Source organism: Pseudanabaena sp. CCNP1317 (assembly GCF_034931345.1).
Classification (GTDB): Bacteria; Cyanobacteriota; Cyanobacteriia; order Pseudanabaenales; family Pseudanabaenaceae; genus Pseudanabaena; species Pseudanabaena galeata.
In genome coordinates this window covers 18,165-32,653 of sequence record NZ_JAYGIF010000117.1, presented here as the reverse complement: position 1 = coordinate 32,653, position 14,489 = coordinate 18,165, and the positions used below count along the sequence as shown (strand labels likewise).

Below are 14,489 nucleotides of genomic sequence, written 5' to 3'. Positions count from 1 at the left end.
AGCGAGTCTGCCTGTGGAGGAGATGTAAGTCGATCTGGTAAAACTTCGGTTTTGTTGGACGCTATCCCCGTTGAATCAGGAAGCCAGCTCTGTACCGCCTAAGCGGTCAGCGTCTGGTAGTTCACTCTTATCCATGGATAATATAGTTTTAAGAACTATAAACTTTATGACCAGTAAGAAATGGCGATCGCTTGCCAATATTTTTTTAATTTGTGTAATTTGCCTTGGCATAACCTTTGCTAACACGCTTGTGCCAAATGTTTCCGCAGCAAGTGAGCTTTCTTCAACTCAGATCATCGAGCGCTTTGAGATTATCAAAAACAAAATGGCAAAACTAAGATTTTGCTATAACGAGAGCTGTTACTATCGCAACGTTACCAGTAAAGTTATCCCACCTAACGATAAAAATGCCCATTACACTGCCGAAATCTCGGCGGCGGTCGAACGACCATCCTCAAGCCCAGATCTAGCAGATTATCATTTTGTCTATGTAGACGATCGCTGGCAACTAGTTAAAGGTGAAGAGTTTACCGATGTTGCTGACTATGTGTTTATAGGCGATCGCTACGAAATCTACAGCGTTCATAACAGCCATACTTTGCGCGGTAACTTGGATAAAGCTAAAGAGGAAGGTGGCATCAAGTCAGGATATTTACCTCTTTACTACGAAGTTTTAGATCATGGCATTGAAAAAACATAGGATAGTGCTTCGCGCTATCCTATGTTTAAAATAAAAAAAGCCTCGCAATGCGAGGCTTTTTTGTGAGGTAAATGATTACCGTTTCGAGTATTGAGGAGCCTTACGAGCTTTCTTAAGTCCGTATTTCTTACGTTCCTTAGAACGAGGATCGCGGGTTAAGTAACCTTCAACCTTGAGAGGCTTACGATTTTCAGGAGCAAGTTCTACCAAAGCACGAGCTACGCCCAAACGAATTGCATCCGCTTGACCAGTCACACCGCCACCATGGGCATTAACCAGAACATCGTACTCATTTTCCAAGCCTAAGGTTTCTAGAGGAGCCTTTACACCTGAAATATAGCTAGGGTTAAACTGCAAATACAAATCACCTGGCTTATCATTGATTACGATTTTGCCTTCGCCCGGGACGAGGCGGACACGGGCGATCGCTCTTTTACGACGACCAGTTCCCCAGTAAACAGCACGATTAGAACGTTCAGTATCTGACATCTGTGATTTCTCCTACTTCAGCGATGGAATGGTGTTGATGACCAAGGTCTCAGGCTGTTGAGCCTCATGGGGATGGCTAGCACCCTTATATACCTTGAGCTTAGTGAAAAGCTGACGACCGAGGGTATTTTTCGGCAACATACCTTTAATGGCAGTTTCAAGAATACGTTCAGGCACACGCGCAATTACTTTGTCAAAGGTCTCTTCCTTCATCCCACCTGGACGACCAGAATGTCTTCTGTATAGCTTTTGGGTGGATTTTTTGCCAGTTACAGCAATTTTTTCGGCGTTGATCACAACGACGAAATCGCCAGTATCTAGATGGGGCGTATAGATGGGCTTATTTTTGCCGCGTAGGATTACCGCGATCGCGCTAGCAAGTCTTCCTAGGCGCTGACCTTCCGCATCAATGACATACCATTTGCGATCAGGATCTTTTGGTAAGTAGCTTTTATTGGGAGTAAGTGTAGTTGTAGTCATTAGTTTCTCTACAAACGAGATTTATCTATGATATTTATCTGGGAAATATATTGGGGAAATATATTTATCAAACTTTTGAGTTTGGGACAGGTTAGCTTTAGCTTTTAAACTTCAGACCAAGTTAAGTACATGGCTGTCATTTAAACCTAGTGTTTGCTTGCGCGATGCGAACTCTGCAAAGGGATGATCGGCATAGCCGATCGCTAATAGGCACAATCCTTGTGGGGGAGCAGCATACTTAACTTCAATACGACGTTTTTCTTGCCAAATGTTTGTAAAGGCTTCGACACTCAGGCGCGAACGCCCTACTTCGACTAATTGCCCTACTAACAAGCGAATCATGCCGTACAAAAAACCACTTGCTTGGACTTCCACATGGACAAAATCACCATCTCGCCAACATAGTGCTTCTTGAAGCTCAAGGCGACTATGGGGACGGCTTGAACCTGCTCTCTGAAATGCTGCCATGTCTTGCTCACCTAACATCGGCTGCAAGGCTTGATGGATCAGCTTTTCATCAAGGTGATCGTGGTAGTAGTGCCAGCTAAACGGCTTTACAAAGAGATTCGGGATAGCTGCGGTATAAATCGTGTAACGATAACGCCGCCATGTTGCCGAAAATCTTGCGTGCCAGTCACCAGCTACTTTCGCAGATCCACAGATCAAGATTCCTTCAGGCAAATAACTATTAAGTACCTTTGCCCAACGATGGGGAGGGATCAAGCTTGACGTATCAAAATGCGCTACTTGAGCCGCAGCATGAACTCCTGTATCAGTCCTACCTGCACTATGCAAAACGGTTGGTTTTCCGCAGATCTTAGCGATCGCTTCTTCAATCGTTTGCTGCACACTGGGATGATTTGGCTGCCTTTGCCACCCGTAAAAGTATGTACCTAGATATTGAATAACTAAAGCAATACGATGGGGAGACTCAGAATCAGCAGAAAACATCTTGATGCTTACACAAGTTGCAAGATCGCCATTTCAGAGTTATCACCACGACGGCTAACTGTGCGAACGATACGGGTATAACCACCATTACGCTCAGCATAGCGATCTTTAGCTTGGGTGAACAACAAGTCAACCAAGGTAGTTACGCGATCTTCTTCAGGTAATTGTTCTTGTTTAGTCTTAGTCTGAGGACGATCGCTCACGGGTTCGCCATCTTTGACCGAAATATCGTATAAGTAGGCGATCGCTTGACGACGAGCGTGCAGAGAACCATCTTTAGCAAGGGTGATCATGTGATCAACGCTGCTACGAACGGCATCAGCCTTAGCTCTGGTGGTCTTAATTTCGCCTCTGAGGATTAGCTCAGTGGTCAAAGCCCTTAGGAGAGCTTTGCGCTGATCGGCAGCCTTGTTAAGCTGGGGGGTTTTACAACGGTGACGCATAGGTGTGTACTAGATGGATATGAAACCAAACTCTTTAGAGATAAAGAGATTTTGCTTTTTTACAGAACTTTAGAAGCTTTGGACTCAGTTAAGGTCAAGCCAAGATGCTGTTTAAGGGCATCCATAACTTCCTCAGCCGACTTTTGACCAAAGTTTTTGATTTCCAGTAAATCGTCTTGGGTGTATTCCAACAAATCCGCAACAGTGTTAATCTGAGCGCGTTTGAGACAGTTATAAGCTCTAACAGATAGTTGCAATTCTTCAATGTGAATTTGCTTAGTTTCGTCTTGCTCATCACGTTCTTGGGGCAACGAAGGCGCAAGAGTGATTTCTTGCAAGGGCGAGAACAAATTCACCAACACACTAGCAGCTTGGCTAAGTGCTTCTTGAGGTGTAATGCTGCCATTTGTCCAAATATCGATTAGCAGACTCTCTTTGTTGATCGCATCACCGATCCGAGCGTCTTTAATCTCATACTTGACCTTACGCACAGGCATAAACACAGCATCAATCTTGAGTGTATCAATCGGAGAACTGTGATCCTCCTTAGAGCGGTCTACCGAGCGATAGCCTTTACCACGTTCGATTGTGAGTTCCATCTCCAAGGTTGCACCCTCACTGAGAGTCGCAATGTATTGGTTAGGGTTGACAATCTCGATATCCGATGGCAAAGAATGGAAACTGGTAGCCGTAACTAATTTTGAACCGCGCTCTACCAAACGAATGATCTGTGGTGCTGAGCTATAGGACTTCAACACTAGTTCTTTCAAGTTGAGCATCAAATCCAAAACGTCTTCCCGCACGCCTGGAATCGTCGCAAACTCATGGTTGACACCAGCAATGCGAACAGCAGTGACGGCCGCACCCTCAAGATTGGAGAGCAATACCCGTCTGAGCGCATTTCCAATGGTAATGCCTTGCCCCCGATCTAGTGGTTCCAGTACAAATTGACTGTACTGGCTATTGTCTTTTTCTGTGTGGGATGCAACGCACTCAACCTGAAACTGTGCCATATTTGTACCGACTTAGTCTGCAAGAGTAAACGAAAATCAAAGGGAGAAATTTGAGAATTGGGGAATTACGAATTACGAGTTACGAATTATGAGATTAGTTTCTAATTCGTAATTTCTAATTCGTAATTGGTTACACACGTCTGCGCTTTGGAGGACGGCAGCCATTGTGAGGAATAGGAGTAATATCACGAATAAGGGTGATCTCTAGCCCAGCAGCTTGTAATGCTCTCACTGCGGTTTCGCGACCCGACCCAGGACCTGTAACCATTACTTCAACCTGACGCATTCCTTGTTCCATCGCTCTTCTAGCCGCCGATTCGGCAGCAGTTTGGGCTGCAAATGGAGTGCCCTTCTTAGCGCCCTTAAAGCCACTAGCACCAGCCGAAGACCATGAGATCACATCTCCAACGGTGTCTGCGATCGTGACGATAGTGTTGTTAAAAGTAGACTGGATGTAAGCGACTCCATTAGGGACATTGCGCTTATTCTTACGTGCGCCAGTTCTACGAGTTGTTTGACGAGCCATTGTTTCGTATTAATCCTTACTTACTTCTTACCTGGAGCCTTCTTCTTACCTGCGACAGTACGACGACCGCCACGGCGAGTACGCGCATTGGTGCGAGTACGTTGTCCACGGACAGGAAGACCCATACGATGTCTACGACCTCGGTAGCAACCGATGTCTACTAGGCGTTTGATACTTAAACCTTCGAGACGACGCAGATCGCCTTCTACTTGAAAGTTGGATTCTACCTCTTGGCGTAAAGTTGTTACTTCAGGATCAGTAAGTTCTTTAACCCTTGTGTCAGGGTTTATTTTGGTAGCTGCTAAGATTTTTTTGGCGCTAGTTAGACCGATTCCGTATATGTACGTTAGTCCTATTTCGATGCGCTTGTCACGCGGAAGGTCAACTCCTGCAATGCGAGCCACTATAAGTCTCCCAATTTGTTGTCAGTTTTCAATTTTATGGTTTCCCTAAAAGTACTTATTGACAAACCTTTTCAGGTGTTTCATGAGCAAATTTCGGGACGGATGGCTGTACAACACTATCTTCGCGAGAGCGTGCGTTCTATGCAGTGGGTTAGCTACAATCGACAGAAGCAAATTACGAAGACGTAATATTTTACAGCGAACTCTATAATATATTGACAATGGCAACTTCTGTCAATATTTTTGCAATTAATCTGGGTTTTAAACTTCACGATGTTAGTCTAAGCCCCACATCATGAACATGGCACTAACTTAAAAGCTTAAATGTCACGATCGCTATCTATGGATGCAACTCCTGAAATTGGACGATAGCTATAGGTAGCGATCGATGGTGATGTGCTTGAGGATTGAGGTCGTGATATTTTCATGATATCTTCTTTGATCGCTTCGAGATCGACGTAGCGATCGGCAACATTAATCAGATGATCGCTAGTCATCGATCGCAAACTGACCACTTCAACACGTACACCGCGATAACTTGCCGCATCAACCGCATAGGCAAGATCCCCATCGCCACTGACAAGTACAGCCGTATCATAGGAACCAATTAGCGCCATCATGTCTACAGCAATCTCGACATCAAGGTTAGCTTTTTTGGAGCCATCGGGTAGTTGTACTAGTTCTTTAGAAATAACTCGATAGCCATTGCGTCGCATCCACAACAGAAACCCCTGCTGCTTTTCATTGGTGCGATCGACTCCTGTATAGAAGAATGCGCGTAGTAAACGCGAACCATCCGTAAGGCAGAGGAGCAATTTGGTGTAGTCGATTTCAATTCCCAATTGCAGGGCGGCATAGAAAAGATTAGAGCCATCAATGAAGATGGCGACTCGCCCTCGATTTTCTAAAATTTGGTCTGGTTTAAAACCAGAATCTTGCTCAAAAGGTAACATATTTTTGCCTATAGAACGCTTGTTATCTAGTGCTGCGGGATGAAGCTTTGGTATTAGCATTGATACTTAAAACCGTCCTAAGTGTTTACCTAATTCAGAAGAACCTCTTAAAACTTTTTAATAAACTCACACGTAGCTTATTTGTATAAAGCTAGTATTGGACGTTAAAAGTAGCTTTCAATAAAGAAAAGACACCAGCTTTGTCCCAAGACTATTTGAGAATAAATAATGATTGCTTCTAGGTAGATCCAAGATAAATCTCAAATGAACTTAGAATTATAAAACGAGTTTTTTATAATATAAGAATACAAAAACAAGAATTTTATTTTTATAACCTACATCTAACTATACACCATAAGTAAATATACTTAGAGGTATAGATGCTGACAGGTATGCAAGTTAATAAATTACATAACATTACGTAAAAAGTTAGAAAGCCTTAGCATTCATGACTTTTCAATCCGTTGAAAGATTGGAGTAGGTGTAGATAGGGCTTTACTTGATTCAAGTATTCCCCAATTTGTGTGACTCCAATCAGGGGGAGATGTTTCATTAAAATTTAAACCGAGTTGCTGATAAGCAGAAATGCTGAGAGTTGGTGTAATCGGTGATAGTAAGTAAACTGCAATCCTTACAGATTCCAGCAAAGTGTATAAAGTTTCGTTAACTTCGTTTTGTTTACCTGCTTTAAATAGTTTCCAAGGAGTGGTTTCATCGATTAACTTGTTGCAATTCCAGATGAGTTCAAGGATTTTCTCGCAAGCGGATCGAAAGTTAAGATTTTGGTAATCAAGGGCGACGCGATCGCCTAAGCTTTTTGCTTGTTCGATCACTGGTTTCATCAAATCTGAGACTTCAGTGCGATCGCTGGGATCATGTACAGGAATAGTTTGTTGGCAATATTTATTAGCCATGCCAAGACTACGATTAAGTAAATTACCAAGACTATTGGCGAGATCGGCATTAATGATTGCCACAAATCGCTCTTCGTTAAAGTCACCATCCTTGCCAAATTCAATTTCTTTTAAGAAATAATATCGTATGGGATCTGCGCCAAAACGATCAACTAGATCGTAGGGATCAATGGTATTGCCTAGGGTTTTTCCCATTTTTAGCCCATCTTTTGTCAACAAACCGTGACCAAATACTCGCTTTGGCAATTCTAATCCCGCAGACATGAGCATGGCTGGCCAGTAAATTGCATGAAATCTTAAGATATCTTTGCCAATGATATGGAGGTTGAAGGGATACCACTTTTTGAGAGCATTTGCGAGAGTCGGTTCATCATCAGGATCGAGCAAAGCCGTGACATATCCTAGTAAAGCATCGAACCAGACATAAATTGTATGGGTAGGATCGATGGGAATTGGGAATCCCCAATCGAGGTTAACGCGAGAGATCGAAAAATCCTGTAAGCCTTGCTTCATAAAGCCAAGGACTTCATTACGACGACTTTCAGGTTGGATAAAGTTGGGGTGCGCCTCGTGAAATTGATCTAATGCTTCTTGATATTTGGAGAGGCGAAAGAAATAATTTGGTTCGTCGCGCCATTCACAGACAACATTGGTATGGATCGGACAATGATGGCTTTCGGGGAGTTCACGCTCTTCTTTAAATTCTTCGCAAGCGACGCAGTACCAACCCTTTTGCTGATTTAGGTAAATGTCCCCTGAATCGTAAACCCGCTGAAAAAATTCATTGACGATCGCTTGATGTTTTGGTGCAGTGGTGCGTGTAAAGCTATCGAAGCGAATATTAAACTTTTCCCAGAGACTATAAAATTCGGCAACGGTGCGATCGCAATGTTCTTGGGGCGATAGATTATTTTTTTCGGCGGTGCGCTGAATTTTTTGTCCATGTTCATCTGTGCCTGTGACAAACATGACTGGATGTCCTTTGAGCCGATAAAACCGTGCAAAGGCATCCGCAGCGATCGTGGGGTAGGCGCTACCAATATGTGGGCGATCGTTGACGTAAAAAAGTGGTGTGGTTAAAGCGATCGGTTCTAAGGGCATGGGTAACTCAATTCAGGACTAATACCATTTTGCAAAAAAATGGTGGTAAATGTAACATTAAACCCAAAAATTATCGATGGCTCGATATGCCGCTAGCAATTCTAATTGTAAAAATCGGTTTTTTGAAAGCCTTTACTTTTTCAAAAAACCGATTTTGGTGTTTCTAGCGCCAAAGGCGCTAGAAACACCAAAATCGGTTTCATAATGAGAATTGCTGATACGCCGTCGATAATTTTTGGGGTTTTGATAAGCCATAAACGATGAAAAATTTAGAAGTGCATCAAATTTGGATGGATCAGGCGATCGCCTTGGCAAAAGATGCAGGGAATTTTGGGGAAATTCCTGTGGGGGCGGTAATTGTGAATAGTCTAGGAGAAGCGATCGCCACTGGGGTAAACCGTAAAGAACGCGATCAAGATCCCACTGCCCATGCAGAAATAGTAGCGATTCGTGAGGCGGCGCGAGTATTACAGGATTGGCATTTAAACGGATGCACTTTATATGTGACTTTAGAACCCTGTCCGATGTGTGCGGGGGCAATTTTGCAGGCGCGGATTAGCACTCTAGTCTATGGTGCTGACGATCCTAAAGCAGGAGCAGTTCGTACCGTGGCTAATTTGCCTGATAGTCCTGTGTCTTTTCACAAGCTAGAGGCGATCGCAGGAATCCGCGAAAGAGAATGCCAAGAATTATTGCAGGTTTGGTTTCAGAATCTCAGAAAATAAGGAGGAGCGCTTTGCGCTCCTCCTTATCTTCTATTTGGTACATAAAGCATTAATTTGATCAACAATCTCACTTTCCTTAGTTGATGCAGTTTCTAAATCTTGCGTGGCTTTAGTCATCGCATTGGCATCTTTAGCCTCGGACGCTTTTACTTGTCCCTTTAGAGCTTGAGAAGCATCACCATATACACCTAGTAACTGTGTTTGCAATTCCTTAAGCTTTGAGTCTTGAACCGCGATCGCCTGTACTTCTGTGCGAATTTGATCGATATTTTCAGCGAATGAGTCGAAGCCTGTAAGATCCTTGGGAACCGCCAGAGCATTAGTTTTATTAGCAATCGTAACAACTTTGTTACATTGAGAAATCTTACTTTCTCCACAACCATTGAGAACGAGTCCGATGGTCAGAGCCATTGAGCCAAAGGCTGCGCGACGATTGAGATGAGTTGGCAAACGATCAGACAAGTGCTTAGAAAATTGCGTTTGAAGTTGCATTTGGTAATTGCCGATAGTCCAAGGTGATTATTCGAGTGTCTAAAAATTCTAAAATGTTTTGGTGTTTATATCACTAGGCAGAAATCAGTTGCAGGGTTTGTTGATTTTGCAAACGATCCCCCGCTACTGTGTACACACATCTCAGTTTGTGTGTGAAATCAAAGAAATTACCCCACCCTAACGCTCCCCTAGCAAAGGGGAGGGAACAAGATTTCTAGTCTTCCCCCTTTCCAAGGGGGAATTAAAGGGGGTAAGTCCGACTTGTGTGTACACTGTAGCTGCGTTGAGCAATATAGTTTTGCTGAGATGTTATTTGTTTTTGGACTTGTGCCATCTTAGAGAATTTGGGTTAGGAAGTCGGCTGGGGTGAGAATCTGGATATTTCTAAAGGGATGGAGAACGAGCAAATCGCGATCGCCTGTAATCAAATAGTCAGCTTTGCGATTTATGGCTAATTCTAGAAATTTATCGTCTTTGCGATCGCGACAGATGGTTATTGACTCAGTAATCTCGATCACTTCTATTTTGGATGCTAGGGGTTTGCAAAAATTTTGAGCGTTTGACTAATGGGGCATAACGATCAAATTTTTTACGGGTGAGGACTTCGGTTATTTCTGTGACTGTGGCTTCTGACATTAAGATAATTCCATGAGCCATGCTGTAATCAAATAGTTTTTGAGGTGGTGTATTTTTGCTCAAGATACTACTGATAAGGACGTTTGTTTCGAGGACAAAGCGTAGGTTATTCATCTTCTAGAAGTTTCTCTAGTATTTCTGGGGTTAGTCCGTTGGCTTGGGCTTCGTCTCTAAGATCGGCTACTATATCTTCTAAGGATTCTTCTAATGAACGTTTCAAGATAGATGTCATTAGTGCTTGAAATTGTTGCTGGCTCTGTGGTTTGAATGCTCTATAGGCTCTAGCAATTTCTGGCTCGACTTCAAAGCTGATGGTTTCCATAATTCATCTCCAGTTTTTCCTTTTACCTTTTACCTTTTTACTTGATCTTTACCTCCAATTTTTCCTTTTTCCTTTTTCCCTTTTACTTGATACCGTAGCAGAGATTTAGATCTCCGACTTTTTTTGTGAATGCACAAATCCCCTTTGATAGCAAAGAAAAAGTCGGAGATCTGGGCATTTCCTTTTTACTTTTTACTTTTACCTTTTTACTTGTCCAAGGATGGCAAGGACAATTTGAGACTCTCTTATATCCAATCTTTCGCAGAGAATATCTTCATCGCGTTCTCCGTTGAGAATTTGCTGAATTGCTGCGATGAGATTTTGCCAACCATTCGAGATCCTGTTTTCTAAAATTGGCTCTAATTGCTGTCTGACCTCGGCATCGTCAACTGCTCTCACTACACCCTCGATAAGCTGGGCGTGTTTGCGTAGCTCGTACTCAGTGCCTGCAAAGTTGGCGCGGGCGGTGCGAGAAAGGCGGCGATATTCCTTCGCTTTGGCTGGATCGCCTTGTTTATCGCTAATCTCTGCCAAAATCCCGTAAGTATTCCAAATATTAGCCGCCGCAGGATCGAGGGTTTGCTTAATGGCTAGGGACTCTTCGGCTAATTGTTGGGCTTCGTTGAGACGATCGTAATCTTGTTGGAGGAGATTGGCAAGGTTATTGAGATGTCCACATAGCAGAGTGTGATCGCTCTGTTTTCGATCTGCCGCGATCACTTTCTGCCACCATGCCTCCGCCTCCGTCAGTTTCCCCGCACCTTCGCTCACGATCGCCAACTGATTCCAAGTCATTACTGCCCTTGTTAAATCACCCTGCGCTTCACTAATCTGGGCGGACTGGCGATAGGCTTGCTCTGCGGCTTCCCATTGACGCGATTTTTCAAAGGTCATGCCCAACTGATGCCATACAGTTGCTTCTGATGCGGGTTCGTTGAGTTGCTGAAAGATTTTCAGTGCTTCTTGATAGCGTTGGGCGACTTCGGTGAGGTTGTTCTGCAACAGTGCTAAGGTTCCTAGTTGCACTTGGACAACGGCTTCCTCTCGGAAAGAGCCTCCAATTTCTTTCTTAATCGCTAACGATTCCTCGTAGGACTCACGGGCGCGATCGTAGTCCCCCATATCACTCAACACATCTGCTAAGTCTGCCTGTAATACTCCGATCTTTTGCTGTACGCCTTTAGATTGCTCAAGTTTTGCTGCAACTGTTAATCCATCAAGGTAAGCTTCTTTTGCAAATTGTAGATTTCCTACTGCCTTATAGCAACGTCCAAGATTGACAAGTATTGTACATTTGTTAAAACTAGGAGTCGCGCCCAAGCCTGCCAAAATCTCCTGAAACACCGCCTTGGCTTCGGCATAGCGTCCTGCATTCCATAACTGTTCGCCTGTATTACTGCGCGTCATAAACCAAGTTTGGGAGCCAACCTCACCGCCGATATGTTGCGCCATTTCTGTCAAATTTTCTCGATCTTGATTCAGCCCGAAGACAAACAAGAAGCGGTTAACGTTATCCACAAAATTCACCGCAAAGTCTTCACCTGCGGCGATGCTGCCCCGCACGGCATAGAGCAGATTCGGCAGTTCCCGTTGGGCTATGGCTCTCACTGCAAAGGGATTTTTACTATCCTCACCATACAAATAACTCGACAGTTGGTAATAGCGTTGTCGATGGCGGATGAGGAGTTGCTGTTGTTCGAGTTCGGTCAGTCGTGACCATATCGCAGGGGCAAGGGTCGGATGAAACTTGAGAAAAGGCATACCCACACCCAAATGACTCAAAGATTCTGACTGTATCAGTCCCGTTGCCTCTAGCTGTGTTCTGAGTTCATGCCATTCCGTTTCCGCAATTTCCGTAATCTCTAGTAAATTAACTTCCAATGCTCCACCCTGAAACACTCCCAACCGCTTAATCCATTCCTGTGCTTGAGGATCGAGCCGACTCACCGACAGATTCAGCGAAGCCAGCAAAGCATTATTAGGAGTATCCGCCACTAACTGCGCTAACTCCCGATGCACCTCTAGCGCCCTTCTTTGCTTCAATTGCCCCGCCAACAACCCCAACGACAAAGGATGACAGTCCAGCAACCCAAACAACTCCAACAAACCCTCACGGGGCGGCAACCCAAACTGCGGCTCTGGTGGCAACTTAATCAAACTCTGGAAATAGTCCAGCGCATCACCCTCCGACAAACCCCGCAACGGCAAAGGAATATGCTTCAAACTCCCCTGATTAGGATAATCAGGATGCTGCAAATCCGCCACCCTCGTCGTCAGCAACACCCGACTATTTCCCGCCTCCGACCATTCTTTTGCGATGTCGAGCAGGGCTTGATCCCCCCTACCCCCCTTACTAAGGGGGGCTTGAGTTCCTTCTAAACTTTGTAGGCTTTGATCCCCCCTACCCCCCTTAGAAAGGGGGGCTTGATCGGAATCTTCTTCTTTGCCCCCCTTTACAAGGGGGGTTAGGGGGGATCTCAAAGTCTCCAAATTATCCAAAATCACCAATACAGCCTGTTCCCTTAGCGCACTAGTCGCCGCCGCCCCATCGATCAAATTGGTATCCAACACCGTCGCCAACACACTCACCGCATAACTCACAGGATCGACACCCTGAAAATCCGCAAAACTGATAAAACACACCCGCGCAAACATCCCCGTCCGCAATAGCCACCGCCCCGCCTCCTCAGCCAGATAGGTTTTCCCCATCCCCCCAAACCCCGAAATCGTAATTCGCCGCGTCCCCCGCACAAACGCCCTCTCGATCGCCCACAATTCTCGCGACCTACCCCAAAAACCCGCCTCCTGCAATTCACGTAGATTGCCCTCACCCCTAGCCCCTCTACCTCTGGGAGAGGGGGACAAGAGATCTGGATTCTCTTCTCCATCTCCCCTTTCCCCTCTTTCTCCCCTCGCCCCTTGGGAGAGGGGCTGGGGGTGAGGGCTAATTTCTCCCCTCGCCCCTTGGGAGAGGGGCTGGGGGTGAGGGTTGAATAACGCCCCATCATTCCCCACCTGATACAAAGCAGGTAAGAACCAATCCTGTACCTTCAAAACCACCCGTTCCTTACCCCTTGGGCGATCGCCCCTTTCCTTATTCAGATACAGATCCCGCCGCGCATTTTCCAACGCCTCACCCACACCCTGACCCCGCAGCAAAAAGCCATAAAACTTACCAAACAACTGCCGCGCCGTCACCGCCAACACCGAATATTGCATCGCCAATACCGATGGCATCCCCGCCTGAGTCAACCGCGCTGCTACACTACCCAAAGCATCATCACCACCGACCGCCGCCGACTGACAAGCCGACAAAATAATTGCACTCACCCTTTGCCGATTCAGCATATCCCCCAAAGTTTCCGCTGTAATCAGCGCCGATTTGCCATCACCATCCTCAAACAACAAATAGCCCGTATTCGCCGCCGCCGTTGCATCCGCCTTAGTCGCGGCAACAGGATCACTCATCTTTGCCCGTTCATGCAACCTACCATCAGGATCAAACGCCCCATGTCCATCAAAATGCACAATATCCACCGCAGGCAAGCGATCATCTTCTAAGCGATCGATCAACTTATCCAAAGTCGCAGGACGCAAAAATTCTACGGCTACGCGCTCGCGCAGCGCCACGGAGTGTTCGCGCACATCACCGATCGCTTCCAACAATGCCAACCCCTCCGCCCTCGGATCGAGAAACCCCGCATCACTGGGACGACTGACCACCATCAACACCCGTACTTGATCTTTAGGTTTTACCTGTGCCGCCCTGCGTCCACCACCCACACCCGCAAACTTCCGCCTGATCGCAATACGCGGATTGTCATGCAGCAAATAAGTCCCCGTCGGATCGCGCAACAATTCCCAAGGCAAAGACAAAATAAGCGGATGACTTGCACCAATGGTTAAAATCTTGCCCCGTTCTTGATCGTCCTGAAAATCATTAAATATCCTCGCCGCCGCCCGATCGCCAAAAATCGCCTCAAACAAAGCCTTGCCCCACTCAGGCAATTGCGCCTCAATCCTCTCTGCCCTGCGATCGTCCACATCCATCATGTAATGCGCCGCATAGCTCTCCAAATACCAGCGAATCTCAGCGCGATCGCTATCATTCACAGGCGCTACAAATTCCAAAGCATCCGTCTCGCGATCGTCGAACTTGATCACAAAGCGATCGCTACTCGTAAACCGCACATTTAGCTCAATCATCAATCAACCTCGTTGTTAATGGCGATCGCCATGAATGATTTATAACAACAAACTTGTAGGGGTTTAGCATTTGCGCCAATATTTTTATATTTCCCACAATAATCTCAAAATGCAAATGCTAAACCCTTTTCGCA

General features: G+C 45.4%; 16 protein-coding genes. 2 read left to right on the top strand and 14 right to left on the bottom strand.

Going from position 1 to position 14,489, the window contains the following annotated elements; translation table 11 throughout:
• The first annotated feature begins 166 nt into the window (after nucleotides 1–166).
• A complete protein-coding gene (locus VB775_RS21645) occupies nucleotides 167–700 on the top strand; it encodes a hypothetical protein (protein ID WP_281006838.1) in 534 nt (177 codons plus the stop codon).
• Between the two features lie 75 nt (nucleotides 701–775).
• Here the strand turns inward: VB775_RS21645 and rpsI are convergent, their stop codons facing one another.
• The 9 genes from rpsI to metG form a co-directional block, all read right to left on the bottom strand.
• Nucleotides 776–1,189, bottom strand: a complete 414-nt coding sequence (rpsI, locus tag VB775_RS21640) for a 30S ribosomal protein S9 (RefSeq protein ID WP_281006837.1) — start codon at nucleotides 1,187–1,189, stop codon at nucleotides 776–778.
• A 12-nt stretch (nucleotides 1,190–1,201) separates the two neighbouring features.
• Nucleotides 1,202–1,669: a 50S ribosomal protein L13 gene (gene rplM, locus VB775_RS21635; RefSeq protein ID WP_094530390.1), complete on the bottom strand. Its 468-nt coding sequence runs from the start codon at nucleotides 1,667–1,669 to the stop codon at nucleotides 1,202–1,204.
• Between the two features lie 111 nt (nucleotides 1,670–1,780).
• A complete protein-coding gene (truA, locus tag VB775_RS21630) occupies nucleotides 1,781–2,620 on the bottom strand; it encodes a tRNA pseudouridine(38-40) synthase TruA (protein ID WP_281006836.1) in 840 nt (279 codons plus the stop codon).
• Between the two features lie 8 nt (nucleotides 2,621–2,628).
• Nucleotides 2,629–3,063, bottom strand: coding sequence for a 50S ribosomal protein L17 (gene rplQ / locus VB775_RS21625; protein ID WP_281006835.1), 435 nt, complete (start codon nucleotides 3,061–3,063; stop codon nucleotides 2,629–2,631).
• A gap of 59 nt (nucleotides 3,064–3,122) precedes the next feature.
• A complete protein-coding gene (locus tag VB775_RS21620; protein ID WP_094530384.1) occupies nucleotides 3,123–4,076 on the bottom strand; it encodes a DNA-directed RNA polymerase subunit alpha in 954 nt (317 codons plus the stop codon).
• 130 nt (nucleotides 4,077–4,206) lie between these two features.
• On the bottom strand, nucleotides 4,207–4,602 hold the full coding sequence (rpsK, locus tag VB775_RS21615; RefSeq protein ID WP_009628986.1) for a 30S ribosomal protein S11: 396 nt from the start codon (nucleotides 4,600–4,602) through the stop codon (nucleotides 4,207–4,209).
• A 20-nt stretch (nucleotides 4,603–4,622) separates the two neighbouring features.
• On the bottom strand, nucleotides 4,623–5,006 hold the full coding sequence (gene rpsM / locus VB775_RS21610; RefSeq protein ID WP_009628987.1) for a 30S ribosomal protein S13: 384 nt from the start codon (nucleotides 5,004–5,006) through the stop codon (nucleotides 4,623–4,625).
• 320 nt (nucleotides 5,007–5,326) lie between these two features.
• Nucleotides 5,327–5,959 carry an NYN domain-containing protein gene (locus VB775_RS21605; RefSeq protein ID WP_281009441.1) on the bottom strand — a complete coding sequence of 211 codons (633 nt, stop codon included), beginning with the start codon at nucleotides 5,957–5,959 and terminating at the stop codon, nucleotides 5,327–5,329.
• 446 nt (nucleotides 5,960–6,405) lie between these two features.
• Nucleotides 6,406–7,974, bottom strand: a complete 1,569-nt coding sequence (gene metG, locus VB775_RS21600; RefSeq protein ID WP_281006833.1) for a methionine--tRNA ligase — start codon at nucleotides 7,972–7,974, stop codon at nucleotides 6,406–6,408.
• A gap of 260 nt (nucleotides 7,975–8,234) precedes the next feature.
• On the opposite strand from metG, the gene VB775_RS21595 reads away from it, so the two are divergent.
• Nucleotides 8,235–8,699: a nucleoside deaminase gene (locus VB775_RS21595; protein WP_281006832.1), complete on the top strand. Its 465-nt coding sequence runs from the start codon at nucleotides 8,235–8,237 to the stop codon at nucleotides 8,697–8,699.
• 30 nt (nucleotides 8,700–8,729) lie between these two features.
• Here VB775_RS21595 and VB775_RS21590 read toward each other — a convergent pair whose 3' ends face one another.
• From VB775_RS21590 to VB775_RS21570, 5 genes are all read right to left on the bottom strand, one after another.
• A complete protein-coding gene (locus VB775_RS21590; RefSeq protein ID WP_281006831.1) occupies nucleotides 8,730–9,191 on the bottom strand; it encodes a hypothetical protein in 462 nt (153 codons plus the stop codon).
• 335 nt (nucleotides 9,192–9,526) lie between these two features.
• On the bottom strand, nucleotides 9,527–9,709 hold the full coding sequence (locus tag VB775_RS21585) for a putative toxin-antitoxin system toxin component, PIN family (RefSeq protein ID WP_281006830.1): 183 nt from the start codon (nucleotides 9,707–9,709) through the stop codon (nucleotides 9,527–9,529).
• Nucleotides 9,693–9,941: a PIN domain-containing protein gene (locus VB775_RS21580; RefSeq protein WP_281006829.1), complete on the bottom strand. Its 249-nt coding sequence runs from the start codon at nucleotides 9,939–9,941 to the stop codon at nucleotides 9,693–9,695. The genes VB775_RS21585 and VB775_RS21580 overlap by 17 nt, the downstream gene beginning before the upstream one ends.
• Nucleotides 9,934–10,149 carry a hypothetical protein gene (locus VB775_RS21575; RefSeq protein ID WP_281006828.1) on the bottom strand — a complete coding sequence of 72 codons (216 nt, stop codon included), beginning with the start codon at nucleotides 10,147–10,149 and terminating at the stop codon, nucleotides 9,934–9,936. Before VB775_RS21575 ends, VB775_RS21580 begins: the two co-directional genes overlap by 8 nt.
• A gap of 198 nt (nucleotides 10,150–10,347) precedes the next feature.
• On the bottom strand, nucleotides 10,348–14,355 hold the full coding sequence (locus VB775_RS21570) for a CHAT domain-containing protein (protein WP_281006827.1): 4,008 nt from the start codon (nucleotides 14,353–14,355) through the stop codon (nucleotides 10,348–10,350).
• Between the last annotated feature and the right edge of the window lie 134 nt (nucleotides 14,356–14,489).